Origin of the sequence: Mycolicibacter icosiumassiliensis (genome assembly GCF_900078685.2) — a bacterium.
GTDB classification, from domain to species: Bacteria; Actinomycetota; Actinomycetes; order Mycobacteriales; family Mycobacteriaceae; genus Mycobacterium; species Mycobacterium icosiumassiliensis.
This window is the reverse complement of record NZ_LT546166.1, coordinates 2,055,279-2,069,597: the sequence shown is the minus strand read 5'-3', so window position 1 is coordinate 2,069,597 and position 14,319 is coordinate 2,055,279. Positions and strand designations below refer to the sequence as shown.

8 protein-coding genes and 1 pseudogene are annotated in these 14,319 nt (G+C 67.6%); 4 read left to right on the top strand and 5 right to left on the bottom strand.

The annotated features are described in order from the left end of the window. Positions 1-60: 60 nt before the first annotated feature. Entirely contained in the window at positions 61-798 is a 738-nt protein-coding gene (locus BN4346_RS33810) for a CbiQ family ECF transporter T component (RefSeq protein WP_078058630.1), read from the top strand. Between the two features lie 930 nt (positions 799-1,728). On the opposite strand, the pseudogene BN4346_RS33805 reads toward BN4346_RS33810, so the two are convergent. The 3 genes and pseudogenes from BN4346_RS33805 to BN4346_RS33795 all read right to left on the bottom strand — a co-directional run. Further along, positions 1,729-2,880: pseudogene (locus BN4346_RS33805) on the bottom strand (ABC transporter substrate-binding protein); the annotation flags it as partial. Next, complete coding sequence (locus BN4346_RS33800) at positions 2,877-3,689, bottom strand: carbohydrate ABC transporter permease (RefSeq protein ID WP_067971456.1); 813 nt, start codon at positions 3,687-3,689, stop codon at positions 2,877-2,879. The gene BN4346_RS33800 and the pseudogene BN4346_RS33805, both read right to left, overlap by 4 nt. Beyond that, positions 3,676-4,554, bottom strand: a complete 879-nt coding sequence (locus tag BN4346_RS33795; RefSeq protein WP_067971453.1) for a carbohydrate ABC transporter permease — start codon at positions 4,552-4,554, stop codon at positions 3,676-3,678. The genes BN4346_RS33800 and BN4346_RS33795 overlap by 14 nt, the downstream gene beginning before the upstream one ends. Before the next feature lie 33 nt (positions 4,555-4,587). On the opposite strand from BN4346_RS33795, the gene BN4346_RS33790 reads away from it, so the two are divergent. Beyond that, complete coding sequence (locus BN4346_RS33790; protein ID WP_067971451.1) at positions 4,588-6,102, top strand: TldD/PmbA family protein; 1,515 nt, start codon at positions 4,588-4,590, stop codon at positions 6,100-6,102. Then, positions 6,099-7,466, top strand: a complete 1,368-nt coding sequence (locus tag BN4346_RS33785) for a metallopeptidase TldD-related protein (RefSeq protein ID WP_067971448.1) — start codon at positions 6,099-6,101, stop codon at positions 7,464-7,466. Before BN4346_RS33790 ends, BN4346_RS33785 begins: the two co-directional genes overlap by 4 nt. 31 nt (positions 7,467-7,497) lie before the next feature. Here the strand turns inward: BN4346_RS33785 and BN4346_RS47670 are convergent, their stop codons facing one another. Further along, a complete protein-coding gene (locus tag BN4346_RS47670) occupies positions 7,498-7,662 on the bottom strand; it encodes a hypothetical protein (protein WP_154677585.1) in 165 nt (54 codons plus the stop codon). 28 nt (positions 7,663-7,690) lie between these two features. Next, positions 7,691-14,056: a BTAD domain-containing putative transcriptional regulator gene (locus BN4346_RS33780; RefSeq protein ID WP_407695074.1), complete on the bottom strand. Its 6,366-nt coding sequence runs from the start codon at positions 14,054-14,056 to the stop codon at positions 7,691-7,693. 73 nt (positions 14,057-14,129) lie between these two features. On the opposite strand from BN4346_RS33780, the gene BN4346_RS49500 reads away from it, so the two are divergent. Beyond that, positions 14,130-14,255 (top strand): hypothetical protein, encoded by a 126-nt coding sequence (locus BN4346_RS49500; protein ID WP_268811479.1) that lies wholly within the window; start codon positions 14,130-14,132, stop codon positions 14,253-14,255. Positions 14,256-14,319 lie beyond the last annotated feature (64 nt).

Below are 14,319 nucleotides of genomic sequence, written 5' to 3'. Positions count from 1 at the left end.
CAGGCGCGCAGCGCCCCCCGACCGGTGGTGTTGCTGCGGCCGGTTCCCGGCGACTCCGCCATGCACCGCCTGTGGGCCGGGACGAAGCTGATCGTGGTCTTCGGCATTTCGGTGTTGCTGACCTTCTATCCCGGCTGGTTCACGATCGGTGCGGTGGCACTGCTGGTGTTCGGCGCGGCCAGGATTGCTCGCATCCCCCGCGGCGCGCTGCCCTCGGTACCCCGTTGGCTGTGGGTGTTGCTGGTGATCGGTGGCGGGACCGCGGCCATGTCCGGCGGCGACCCGGCCGGTTTCGGTGGGCTGTTGTACTTCCTACGGATCACCGCGCTGTCGATCGTGCTGCTCGGGCTCGGTGCGATGGTGTCGTGGACCACCAATGTCGCCGAGATCGCTCCCGCGGTGGCCACGCTGGGTCGACCGCTGCGGCTGCTTCGCATTCCCGTCGACCAGTGGGCGGTGGCGCTGGCGCTGGCGCTGCGCGCCTTTCCGATGTTGATCGACGAATTCCGGGTGCTCTACGCCGCGCGGCGCCTGCGGCCGCGGCCCAAGCCCCGCACCCGGCGGCAACGCCGGCGCTTATGGGCTCGCGAAGCCGTCGATCTGCTCACGGCGGCTATCACCGTGACTCTTCGCCGGGCTGATGAGATGGGGGACGCGATCACCGCTCGTGGTGGCATCGGCCAGATCTCCGCATCACCGGCGCGGCCGGGGTTGTCCGACCTGGTGGCCCTGGTGGTGGTGGTCGTGATGTGCGGTGCGGCAGTGGCTCTCGAACTGACGGTGCTGGCTACTACTTGATTTCCGCGTGCTGGGCCTGACTGCCGCGAGATCCCACTCACGCAGGTAGCCACTCGCACTTTCCCTGCGTGAACCCGATCTCGCGGGGGGTGAAGTGCGGATGAGCTGGTTGGCCCGCATCCTGCCGGTGTGCAGCGTGTCTTCATCGGCAGCGAGGCCCTCGCGATCGGCGCCGTGACTCGTCACGGGCTGACGCGCTGGTTCCGCCGGCTCCACCCTGATGTGTACTTCCCGAAGTTCCAGCAGGCCACCTTGCACGACAGGATCGTCGGAGCGTGGCTCTGGTCTGGACGGGGCGCTGTGATTGCCGGCGTCGCAGCGTCCGCGTTGCACGGCGCGGACTGGGTGGATGCAGATATCCCGGTTGAGCTGCTGTCGCGAAAGAACCCGTCACCGAACGGGATCATCGTCCGCAATGAGAGGTTCGCGGACGACGAGATCACCATCATCAGGGGGCTTACCGTCACCACGCCTGCACGCACCGCGTTCGACCTAGCCCGACACCTGCCCAGGGGAGAGGCGTTGGGGCGCCTTGATGCTTTGGCGCGGGCGAGGCCGTTCTGCGCGAACGATGTTTTGGGCTTGGCGCAGCGTTACCCGGGAGCGAGGGGCTTGAAGCAGCTTCGAGAGCTTATGCCGCTGGTGGACGGGGGAGCGGACTCACTGAGGGAATCCTGGCTCCGGCTCCTCTTGATAGACGCCGGGTTTCCCATTCCGAAGACGCAGATTCCGGTGTACATCAATGGGCGCCTCTTCGCGGTGCTGGACATGGGCTGGGAGGAGTTCAAAGTCTCCGCCGAGTACGACGGCGAGGTACACCGCATCGTTCGCAGTTCTTACGTCAAAGACCACTACCGGGAACGCATGCTGCCCAAGCTCGGCTGGCTGAACAACAGGGTGATCAAGGAGGACACCGTGATCGGCGTCATCGACGTTGATCCCGCGCTGTGCCCAATAGTCGAAGTAGACCTGTTGCGCGCTGAGCACCGCCGGGATCGCCGCCCCGTGGCGCCCCAGGTACGCGTTGCCGTCATAGCTGCCGAGCCAGGCCAGCACCTCCCGCACCGCATCCGGGTGCTTCGAGGCGGCGTTGCCCATAGCGGCGATGCCGTTGGTGACACTGACCCGCCCCGCCGGCCCATAAGGCAGCATGGCCACCCCCCAGGAGAACTTCGCCTGCTCGGCAACCGCCGCCAGGTTGTAGGTGCCGGATTGAAACAGTGCCATCTTCCCAGCCAGGAACTGGTTGCGGGAGAAGTCGCTGTTGGTGTTGGTCTCCGAGGCCGGCGGTGCCACGTGGTCGCCGTTGATCAGCTGCACCAGGTAGGTGAAGGCGGCGGCCGCCTGTGGGTTGTCGAAGGCGAATTCGTCGCCGCGCTGGAACACTCCACCGGCTGAGCCGATGTAGTTCAGGTAGATGCCCTGCGGGTCGTTGGCGGCGTTATAGCCCCACTGCTTGACGCGACGCTCGTCGAAGCCCGGTGTGCCTGAAGCACGCCCGGCGCTGTCGAGGGTGAGCTTCTTCAGCAGCGGGCGCAGGGTGTCGCCGACGCCGTGTGGATCCCAGCGCAGCCGTGCCAACGCAGTGGGATCGACTCCAGCGGCGGCCAGCAGATCCGCGTTGTAGTACACCGCGATCCCGCCGTCGGTCAGCTGCGGCACCCCCCACAGCGACCCGTCACGGGTGTACTGGGTGACCACCGAGGGTTCCCAATCCGCGCCCGCTGCATCGATTTTCATCAATCTGCCGCTATCGGCGTAGCCGGCCAGGTAGGCGTCGGAGAGCCAGAAGATGTCATCGGCGCCGCCGCCGGCCACGTCGGTGCGCAGCGTGTCGAAATAGGTGCCGTAGGCCACGACGTTGACGCGCACCTCGATGTCGGGGTGCGCCTGGTGGAACGCGGCGAACGACTGCCGGTAGGCGGTGGCGACCTGTTCGTCCCACAGTCGTACCGTCACCACCGTCGTGCCGCCGGCTGATCGGGTGGAGGCGTCGTCGAGCAGTACCGCCGCCCAGCCGAACAGTGCGGCCACCAGGAGCACCGCGATCGTGAACAGGGTGGAGAACCGCGGGCGGGTCACTTGATCCCCGTGACGACGATCGACTGCACGATCCGGCGCTGGAACACCATGAACAGCACGATCAGCGGAATCATCGCCACCGTGGTTGCCGCCATCACCAGCGTCCACTGCGCGTTGTAGCGGGACTGCAGGGCGGCGGTGGCCACGGTGAGCACTCGCCACTTGTCGCCGCTGGTGATCACCAGCGGCCACATGAAGTTGTTCCACTGCGAGACCACGGTGATCAGCCCGAGAGTGACCAGGATCGGCCGACTCGCCGGCAGCATCACGTGCACGATCACGTCCAGGGTGTTGGCTCCGTCGAGGCGCGCGGCATTGATCAGGTCATTGGGGACGGTGCGGAAATGTTGACGTAGCAGGAAGATCGCATACGGGGACCCGAATACAAACGGCAACACCAACGCCCAGAACGTGTTTCGCAGACCCAGTTGGGCCATCATCAGATACAGCGGCACCACTGTCACGGTGGCCGGCACCATCAGGGTTGCGACATACACCCAGAACAACGTGTCGCGGCCCGGAAACTCCAGCCGCGCAAACGCGTAGGCGGCCAGCACTGAGAAGCTCAGCTGCCCGAGCACGATCACCGCCGTCATCAGCGTGGTGACGGCCGCCGCTCGGCCGAATCCGGCACCGCCGAGATCGCCGTAGTTGTCCAGCGTCGGCGGATGCGGGCACGCCAGCGGAGTGCCGGTGGCGAATTGGCGGGCCGGGGTGAACGACGTCAACAACCCGAGCCCGAAGGGCGCCAGCGTGATCAGCGCACCGAGCGTCAGCAGCGCGTACACGACGCCGTTACGTGAGGTCATAGCTGACCCGCCGCCCGAACGAAAGCTGTTGAACGACCGTGACACCAACCAGCACGGTGAACAGCACCAGTGCCATCACCGCGGCCCGGCCGACGGCCGCCGCCCCGAAGGCCTCGTCGTAGATGCGGTGGGCGATCAGGTCGGTGCGCCCGCCCGGTCCGCCCCCGGTCAGCGCGTAGACGGTGTCGAACACCTGCGCCGCGCTGACTACGCCGGTGACCAGCACGAAGAACATGGTGGGCCGCAGCATCGGCAAGGTGACCCGCCAGAACCGCTGCCACCCGTTGGCGCCGTCGATGCGTGCCGCCGCCAGTACCTGGGTCGGGATGGCCAGGATGCCCGCCAGGAAGAACAGCGCGACGTAGCCGACGTTGGTCCAGACCACCACCGCCGAGGTCACCGGCAGGGCCAGCCCGGGATCGGTCAGCCACTCGATGCGATGCCCGAGCATGGTGCTCACGGCGCCGCCGGTGGGGCTGAGGATCCAGCGCCAGAGCACCGCGATCGCCAACGGTGCGCAGATCCACGGCAGCACGTACACGGTGCGGAAGAAGCCGCTGCCGGGCAACCCGCGGGCCAACAGGACCGCCACACCTAAGCCCAACAGGGTTTGCAGCGGGACGACGATCGCGACGAAAAGCAGCGTCACCGCAAGGGAATTGCCGAACACCGGATCGGTCAGGACCGACCGCCAGTTCTCCGCACCGACGTAGCTGATCGGCGCCAGCAGATCCCAGCGGTGCAGGCTCAGCCACACCACGACGAGCATCGGCAGCAGCAGGAACGCCACCACGCCGAACAGGCTGGGGGCCAGCAGTGCGTAACCGAGTGCGGTCGAGCGGCGAACCCGCGGCGAGTCTGCCATGCAGGTATTAAAGCCGCTCGATAACGTGGACGGGTGACACCGAACCGGGGGATCGATGCCGAATTTCTGGACCTGCCTCGCCATGTGCTGGCCGACGCCGCGCTAAGCGCGGCCAGCGCTGCCGGCGCCGAACACGCCGACCTGCGGATTCACCGGATCGCCACCGAGGTCATCCGGCTGCGTGACGGCGAGTTGGAAACCGCGGTGATCAACCGTGAACTCGGCTTCGCGGTGCGGGTGGTGGTCAACGGCACCTGGGGCTTCGCCTCGCATGCCGAACTATCGCCGAGCGTCGCAGCCGATACCGCGCGCCGTGCCGTGCAGGTCGCCAAGACGCTGGCCGCGCTCAATGCCGAACGTGTCGAGCTGGCGGCCGAGCCGGTGTACCGCGACGCCAGCTGGGTGTCGGACTATGTGATCGACCCGTTCGACGTGCCGACCGCGGACAAGATCGACGTGCTGGAGGACCACTCGGGACGGTTGCTCGCGGCCGACGGCGTGAACCACGTGACGGCCGCGCTGACCGCGGTCAAGGAACAGACCTTCTACGCCGACACGTTCGGCTCGTCGATCACCCAGCAGCGGGTGCGGTTGATGCCGGTCTGCGACGCGGTGACCGTCGGGCCGGACGGCTTCGACTCGATGCGCACGCTGGCGCCGCCGACCGCGCGCGGATGGGAGGCGGTGGCCGGCGACGACGTGTGGGACTGGACTGAAGAACTAGCCGAGCTGCCAGTATTGCTCGCGGAGAAGGTCAAGTCGCCTGGTGTTAAGGCGGGGCCCACCGATCTGGTGATCGATCCGACCAACCTGTGGCTGACCATCCACGAATCCATCGGGCACGCCACCGAATACGATCGGGCCATCGGCTACGAGGCGGCTTACGCCGGGACATCGTTCGCCACCCCCGACAAGCTCGGGACGCTGCGCTACGGCTCGCCAGTGATGAATGTGACGGCCGACCGCACCGTGCGGTACGGCCTTGCCAGCGTCGGCTACGACGACGAGGGGGTGGCAGCCCAGAGCTGGGACCTGGTGCGCGACGGGCGATTCGTGGGGTATCAGTTGGACCGGGTGTTCGCGCCCCGGTTGGGGCAGTCTCGTTCCAACGGCTGCTCGTACGCCGACTCGCCGCACCATGTCCCGATCCAGCGGATGGCCAATGTGTCATTGCAGCCGGGAACAGACGGCCTCTCCACCGCCGACCTGATCTCGCGGGTGGACGACGGCATCTACATCGTCGGGGATCGATCGTGGTCGATCGACATGCAGCGCTACAACTTTCAGTTCACCGGTCAGCGGTTTTTCCGGATTCGCGGCGGCCGCCTGGACGGGCAGCTGCGGGATGTGGCCTACCAGGCGACCACCACTGATTTCTGGAATGCGATGGAGGCTGTCGGCGGGCCTGAAACGTGGCGGCTGGGCGGGGCATTCAACTGCGGTAAGGCCCAGCCCGGTCAGGTGGCCGCGGTCAGCCACGGCTGTCCGTCGGCGCTGTTCCGGGGCATCAACGTACTCAACACGCAGGCTGAGGGGGGCCGGGAATGATTCCCGCGCAACAGGTTATCGACACCGCCCTGACGGCGGCCCGAGGCGACAATACCGAGACCATCGTGCTGGTGACCGATCGGTCGGAGGCATCGCTGCGCTGGGCGGGTAACTCGATGACCACCAACGGGGTGTCGAGCAGCCGAACCACCACGGTCGTCACGATCGTCGCCGACGACGAGGGGCCCCGGGTCGGCTCGCTGTGCTCGGCGGAGGTGGATCCGGCGCAGATCACCGAGTTGGTGGCCGCGTCCGCGGAGGCCGCTGCGGGGGCTCCGGCGGCCCGCGATGCGGCAGAGCTGCTGGGCGGCAACGGGATACCGGAAGACTGGGACGCCGAGGTGCCGGGAACCGGCGCCGAGGTATTCGGTGGTCTGGCCACGTCGCTCAGCCGCGCTTTTCGGGGTGCCGACCAACTGTACGGCTTCGCCCGCCACGAGGTGGAGACGACGTTCCTGGCCTCGTCGACCGGGCTGCGGCGGCGTTTCACCCAGCCGACCGGGACGGTGGAGATCAATGCCAAGCGCGACGGCGCCAGCGCCTGGGCGGGGATCAGCACCCCGGATTTCGTTGACGTACCGACGGATTCGCTGTTGGAGCAGCTGTCCACCCGGTTGGGGTGGGCGGCGCGCAGCGTCGAGCTGCCGGCCGGACGCTACGAGACGCTGATGCCGCCGTCCACGGTGGCCGACATGATGATCTACCTGGGCTGGACGATGAGTGGCCGCGGAGCCCAGGAAGGCCGCACCGCGTTGTCGGCGCCCGGCGGCGGCACCCGGGTGGGGGAGCGCCTGAGTGAACTGCCGCTGACCCTGTATTCCGACCCGCACGCGTTCGGACTGGAGTGCGCGCCGTTCGTGGCGACCGGCACCTCCTCGGAGACCGCGTCGGTGTTCGACAACGGCCTGGACATCGGCTGCGTGGACTGGATCCGCGGCGGGGTGATCAACGCGCTGGCCTACCCGCGGGCCGCGTCCACCGAGTTCGGGGTCCCGGTGGCGCTGGCCGCCGACAACCTGTTGATGACGGGCGGTTCGGCCAGCATGGACGAGATGATCGCCTCGACCGAGCGCGGGCTGCTGCTGACCACGCTGTGGTACATCCGCGAGGTGGACCCGACCACGCTGCTGCTGACCGGCCTGACCCGCGACGGCGTCTACCTGGTCGAAGACGGCAAAGTGACTGCGGCCGTGAACAACTTCAGGTTCAACGAGAGCCCGCTGGACCTGCTGCGCCGCGCGACCCAGGCCGGTATCGCCGAGCCGACGCTGCCGCGCGAGTGGGGTGACTGGGCGACTCGGGCGTCGATGCCGTCACTGCGGATCCCCGACTTCCACATGTCGTCGGTGAGTCAGGCGCAGTGATTCAGCCGTTGTCGGGCCGGATCGTCGATGATCACGTCGGACGGCTCAGCTGTGCGCCGCGTTCGGCATGAGCTTCATCGATGGCATCGAGCACGGCCGTCCGGTCTTGTTCGGTGACGGCGGGTTGGTCAGTCAAGCGTGCCGCTACCCGGTTCAGGGCGGCCCGACGGCGAAGATGTGCCGCTTGGGCGTGCATAGCCTCAAGCGTATATGCGCGCGAGCACTCAAGGCGCGTTTCCCCTTGAGCTGATCTCGTCGTCGACGTCTGCGTGCAATTCGTCAAAGCGTGCCAGCGCGGTATCGAGGTCTGCCTCGTCGAACAGCTCGGAACGATCGACCAAATCGCCGTCCACGGTCATCAGCGTGACATCGCGCCACTCCGCGTCGAAACCGTCTTGCGAGAGCCCATGTGCCACATGGGTAATGACCGATCCGAGGTTGCTGAGACGATGCACCGTTGCGATGTACATTCTGGTGTCGGGCGAGTCGTCCCAGGCAGCTTCGAGATACGGAATCATGTCGCCGGGCTCGAAAGCTGCACCGCGACGGTGGTCGATGTTCACCCAATCCGGCGTCGTCGGGGCGATCTCGCGTCGGTTGAGGGCGGCGTAAGCGGCGGTGACGAGCGACCACGTGTGCGCGTGGGCGGCCGCTTCCCCAGTGCTGTAGCGGGTCTCCAGCTCATCCAAGGCAGCGTCCATGTCGTCGAGGTCGAAGGCGACATGGGCCACCAACTCCTCGTCGGCGTCGATCTCGACGACGCTGAGGAACTCGATGCCGAGCGCCCCGGGTTGTTGGTCTTGCCCGCAGATGGACGAGCGACACAACGCGAGGCGTTGGCCGCGGGTCGCGATGACGGTCGAGGCAAGCTTCTCGCCGCCGACCGAGAAGTCGTCGTTTACCCGGCGATACACCCGGCTCGCCGCGTTCTCCATTGGTCGCGGAGGTCGGTTCAGCTCGTCGAATCTCGCGAGCGCGGCGTCGAGGTCCGCTTCATCGAACATCTCGCAGCGGCTAATCAGGCCGCCGTCGACCGTCAGGGTGTCAATCAGGCGCCACTCCACGTCGACGCCGTTTCGCGATGTTCCTTTGGCCACGTGGGTAATAACCGCGCCGCTGTCGGTCAACTGATGAACGGCCTCGACGTAGACGACGTTCTGCACGGAGTCTTCCAGCGCGACGCGTAAATATGCCATCAGGTCCCCCGGTCCGACCGTCGCAAACGTCCGATGGTCGACGTCGGTGAAATCGGGAATTGTTGTCGGAAGGTCACCCCGATTGAGCGCGGCGAAAACCCCTACGATCGCCGACCACGTCTGCGTGTAGCCGGCCGCTTCACCGGCGAGATACCGCGCATCGAGTTCGGCGATGGCGGCGTCGAAGTCGTCAAGGTCGAATATGACGCGGGCCACGACCCGTTCGTCGGCGTCGACTTCGATGATGTCGAGGAGATCCGTGCGGAACGCATCGGGTCGGTGGCCGCCTTCCGCGGCGCGGCCGCGACTCAAAATGAGGCGTTCTCCGCGAGTCGCAATGACCTCTGACGTGAGGTCGGTAACTCCCACCTCGGCGATTGCGGCAATCTCCGCGATGACGGCATCGCGGCCATGGCGGCGGCCGGCATTGATCACCTGGCGACGATCTTCGGAGGAGACGTCTTCGGCCAGCATCTCGGTTATCGCAGCCCAGTCGCGGGCAGCGAAACACGCCAGGACGCGTTCGTAGGCGCGCGCGGCGGCGGTCCGTGGCCTTGCCGTCGGCGCGCTTAGCTGGTCGAATTTCGCCAGTGCAGAGTCGAGTTCGGCCTTATCGAAAAGCTCGCTGCGATTGATCAGGCCGTCTTCGACCGTCAAAAGGTTGACCTCAAGCCACTCGGCATCGAAGCCGTCTGGCGACGTCCCATGCAACGACTGCGTGACGACGGCGCCGAGGTTGCTCGCCCGATGCACGGCCGCGATATACGGGATCAGGTCGCCCGGGGTGAATGCTCTGCCGCGGCGGTGGTCAAGGTTCACCCAGTCCGGAGTCGTCGACGGAAGCTCGTGTGCGTTGAAGGCGGCGAAGGCCTGCAAGATGACCGACCACGTGCTGGCGTAGCCGGCCGCTTCACCGGCGAGATACCGCGCATCGAGTTCGGCGATGGCGGCGTCGAAGTCGTCGGGGTCGAAGACGACACGGGCCACGGCCCGACCGGCGGCATTAACCTCGAGCACGTCGAGAAAACAGCTACGGAAGTCCTCGTAACCCTCAGTTTGACAACGACTGAGAACCAGGCGCGCGCCGCGGGTTGCAACGACTTCTGATGTGATGGCGTTGACAACATCGACGAGTCCCGAGATCTCAGCGATCACGACATCGGGTCCCTTTCGGAGGCCGGCATTGACTACTCGGCGACGGTCCTCGGTGGAAACATCGTCGGCCAGCATCTCGGTTATGGCGCTCCAGTCGCGGGTTGCGAAGCAAACCTTGAATCGTTCATAGAGCTGACTGGCCGCGTTTTCCAGCCGAGCCGGCACGCGTTCTTCCTCGAACCGGGCATGCAGCGCATCGAGTTCGGCGATCGCCGCGTCCAGGTCTTCGACGTCGAACCACACCTGCAGCGCTATCCGACCCTGTTGGTCGATGCCGTACAGCTGGAGTAGCTCATCGGCGGGTGCCCCCGGACCCCCGCCGGGAGTGCTGATGCACGTTCGAGCCAGGGCAAGGCGCGTGCCTCGCACGGCGGTAACGAATCGCTCGATCCGAATGGCTCCCGACTCGAGATCCTGCCTGGTGTGGTGCATCACCTCGCCTGCCGTCGTCTCGTTGGGCAGAAAGCCAACGATCTTGCGGCGGCTCTCGATGAAGCCGTCGGGCAGAAACATTCGCTCGAACTCGTCCCACGCCTTGCGTTCAATGGCGGCCATTACGCGTTCACCCGCTCGGGCGGCCGCATTGTCGAGTTCGACGGTCGACGTTTCCACTGGCGACGCGGTGGGGGAGATGACGCGTTCGCCGAGAACAAGCTGTGCCTTCTCGGCAAGCGCCGCAGCACCTTTCCGCTCGTACAGTCCCACCGCCCGCTCGGCAGCCGCTCGGGCTCCCACCACATCGCCGGCAGCGTCCAGCACCGTCGCCAGCGCCAGACAGGCATCACCGTGATCGACCAACGCGTCGGTGCGCTCCGCCAGGCCGATGGCCGCTTCGGCCATCCGCCGGGCCTGGTCATGATCACCGCGACGCGCCAACAGCAGCGCCCGAAGCGTGCGCCACGCAATCGAGGCCTTCAGCGCGTGGCCCGCGAGTCGCTCACTCTCCGAACACAACTCCGCAGCCTCGGCGTCCCGGTCGAGCGCCAGACATGCCCGGCCCAGCAGCGCCGCGGTTTCGGCGGTGTCGGCGTCCAACCCCATGCGACGAAAGCCCTGATAGGCGCGTCGCAGGTACGGCTCGGCGGCGGCCGGATCGTCGGCGACCAGCTCGACGATGCCGGCGTACTGCTCCACCTCGAGCCGCCCGTGGCGCAGGCCGAGTTCGGTCACGGTGCGCCGTGCCGAGTCGATCATCCGGCGGGCTGCGGCGGCGCGGCCGCGGAAGGCCTCCAAGACGGCCTGGCAGCGTGTCGACGTCGCCTCGACCGCTGGGGAATCCGTGGTGATGCGCAGCAACCGCACCACGTCCAGGCACCGCCCGCCGGCGCGCGGCACCGGGTTGGGGCCCCACAGCGCCGCAAGCGGCGCACCCGCCAGCACGGCGTTCACCCGACGGTGTTCGCACGCGCGCCGCGCCGCGGACAACGCGTTGTCCAAGGCGATTTCGCAGTCGCCGATGCGCCCCAGCCGGGCCAGGCATCCGGCCCGTACGGTATGGGCCTTGGCTTCCCCGGCGGCATCGTTCAATCCGGCCAGCGTGTCGGCAGCCGCACTCAACGCGCCCTCGACTTCGTCCAGCCGCTCGGGATGGCTCAGCATCGACAGCTGGCCGTCGAAACACGTTGCCCACGCCGCTAACCGCACCGAATCGACCGTCGCCAAACGCAATTGCGAGACCGAACCCGCCGCCGATGCCACGTCACCCGCGGCCAGCAGCGCCTCGCAGCGGGCGACCAGCAGCTCAGCGGCCTGATCGTCACGGTCGGGCAGCTCCTCGTCGATCTCCTCCAACGCGTGCAGGGCGTGGTCGTACAGATCGGCGGCGCCTTCGTAGGCAAGGCGAGACATCGACTGGTCCGCCGCTCGCCGGCAGTACTCGACGGCCTTGGCGGCGTTGCCCGCCCACGCGCATTCGAAGTAGTGGTAGGCCAGCTCGGCCAGCAGCTCGTCGTCGGCGCCGGGCTCGTTCTCCAACGTGGCGGCGATGCGCTGGTGTAGCCGCATGCGGCGTACCGATGCCAGTTCGGCAAGCAGCGACTGTCGCACGATGGCGTGGTTGAACCGATACCGACCGCCGGGCTCTTCGATGACGATGCCGGCCTTGCACGCCTCGTCGAACGCGTCGACGAGATCCTGGTCTACCACCCGCTCCACGAGGTCCAGAGCAAACTGGCTGCCGACGACCGCGGCCGCAGCCAGGGCCTTGTTCGTTTCCGCGGGAAGCCGGGAAAGCCGGCGGCTCACGGCTTCCCGAACACCCTGCGGCAAGGTACTCGGATCCCACACGCCGCCGCTTTCCTCCACGTGGCGCAGCGCCTCGATCAGGAAGAACGGGTTGCCGCCGGTAAGAGACGCCAACGCGCGGGCAAGCTCTTCGTCGTCGTAGCCGGCCTCGGTGACATAAGCGGCCACGTCACCTTCGTCGAGGCCGCTCAGCGCCAGGCGGTGGGCGGTGCCGTCCCGGTGCAGGTCGGCGAGCATCGCCGCCAGCGGATGGGAGCGGTCCAGGTCGGTGCTGCGATACGTCCCGAGGATCTGCACGCGGGTGTGGTCACCGAACCGCAGCAGATGCCGCAGCAACAACAGCGTGGGTTTGGCCGCCCAGTGCAGGTCGTCGAGCACCAGGACCACCGGCGCGCTCGCCGACGCGAGTTCCAACAGTGCGACCACCGCGTCGAACAGTGCATAGCGTTCGGTGTCCGGGTCGGAGCGGGTCGGGGCGGACAGGTCCGGCAGTTCATCGGTCAACCCGGGCACCAGCGGCAGCAGTGCTTCCACGCCGCGCAGGCCCCGCAGTCGCCGGCTGCCGACGCAGGGCACCAGCGAACGCATTGCTTCGGCGAACGGCTGATAGGGCGCGCCAAGGTCTTCGTCGGAGCGGCCGTACAACACGATCGCACCCTGTTCGTAGGCCTGCCGCGACCATTCGCCGGCCAAGCGGGTTTTTCCCACACCGGGTTCACCGGCGATCAGCGTGGCGTGCATGCCGCCGGCCAGCGCGGTCTGCCACGCCGACGCGAGCCGCTCCAGCTCGCTGCCGCGCCCGACGAATCGCCCGGGTTCATGCGGCGGTCCCAGCTTCGTCTCTCCTCCGTCGAGCCTCGCTGAACCGCCGGGTCCGGTCAGTACCGCGGGCAGGCTGGGCCGCTCCAGGGGAGCTTCGCTGGTCTCCTGCACGCGTTCGGCGGTCTCTAGGCGCAGTTCGAAGACATGCTCGGGGCGCGGCAGGTTGCGCAGCTGACGCATCCCGAGGTCGGCGAGCAGAACGTCGTCGGGCAATGCGTCGATGACCAGTTCGGCGGTGGCGCCCGAGCACAGGATCTGGCCTCCGACGGCCAGCGACCGCAGGCGGGCGGCGCGGTTGACCGCGCGACCGAAGTAGTCGCCGTCGCGCAGCTCCGCCTCGCCGGTGTGCAGTGCGATGCGGATGCGCATGGGCTCGGCCAATGCCCACGGTTCGCGCAGGATTGCGTCCTGCAACTCCATGGCCGCGGCGGCTGCCCCCGATGGCCGTTCGAACACCGAGAAGGTGGCGTCGCCCTCGCCGCGGGTCTTGATGAGCCGGCCGCCGCGGGACGTGACGACCTGTTCGACGAGCTCGTCGTGGCGGGCCAACGCGAGCGCCATCGCGTTCGCGTCCGCCTCCCACGCGGCCGTCGAGCCCTCGATGTCGGTGAGCAGAAAGGTGACGGCCCGCATCACCGAGGAGAGATGTTGTGCCACTGGGAAATCCAGTGCGCTGTCCTGAGCGACGACGGCAGCCTCCAGGCGCCGAAGCTCCGGCCCGGGATCGACGCCGAGTTCGTCGGCCAGCAGCGACCGCACTCGCTGATAGGCGCCCAGGGCTTCACCCTGTCGGCCGGCGCGGTAGAGGGCGAGCATCAGCTGGGCCCATCGCCGCTCGCGCAGCGGTGCGTCAGCCACCGCCGCCTCCAGCTCGCCGATGATCTCCGCGGCCCGCCCCGTGGCCAGTAGCGCGTCGGCCCGGTCCTCGACCAGCGCGGCATGGCCCTCGATCCAGCGGGTCCGCTCGGAGATGCCCCGGCGGGAGTCGGGCAGTTCGGGAGTTCCCCGCCACAGCGCCAGTGCCTCCTCGAAGCGGACAACCGCTTGGGTGGTATCGCCGGCGGCCGCGGCGTCGCGGCCGGCCTTGGTGGCCAGCTTGTAGCGCGGGGCATCGACCTCGGTGGTGCTGAGCGTCCAGCCCATGCCCGCCGTGAGAACGAAGCCGTCGCCCAACGCCCGACGCAGCGCGGAGTGAATCGCCCTGGAAATCCCGGAGGCTCCTGACCTTGGAAACGAGGATGCAGGTATGCCGAAGGAACAGTCGCCAGGTAGGCCCACGACACGCCGTTACGGCCCGGAGGAGAAGGCCGACGCGGGGCGGATGGTCCGGGCGGTGCGGACGGAGCTGGGCACCGAGCAGGGGTTCACATGAGGCGGTGAGCCAGGCGATGAACTCCGGGCGCTCGTGCAGCGGGACCGCGCCGGCATCGTGGTTG

Excerpts from the sequence above, each read along its gene's own strand:
- BN4346_RS33810 (WP_078058630.1), top strand. The coding sequence starts at position 61 with ATGCACCGCCTGTGGGCCGGGACGAAGCTGATCGTGGTCTTCGGCATT.
- BN4346_RS33800 (WP_067971456.1), bottom strand. The coding sequence starts at position 3,689 with ATGACCTCACGTAACGGCGTCGTGTACGCGCTGCTGACGCTCGGTGCG.
- BN4346_RS33795 (WP_067971453.1), bottom strand. The coding sequence starts at position 4,554 with ATGGCAGACTCGCCGCGGGTTCGCCGCTCGACCGCACTCGGTTACGCA.
- BN4346_RS33785 (WP_067971448.1), top strand. The coding sequence starts at position 6,099 with ATGATTCCCGCGCAACAGGTTATCGACACCGCCCTGACGGCGGCCCGA.
- BN4346_RS47670 (WP_154677585.1), bottom strand. The coding sequence starts at position 7,662 with ATGCACGCCCAAGCGGCACATCTTCGCCGTCGGGCCGCCCTGAACCGG.
- BN4346_RS49500 (WP_268811479.1), top strand. The coding sequence starts at position 14,130 with ATGCCGAAGGAACAGTCGCCAGGTAGGCCCACGACACGCCGTTACGGC.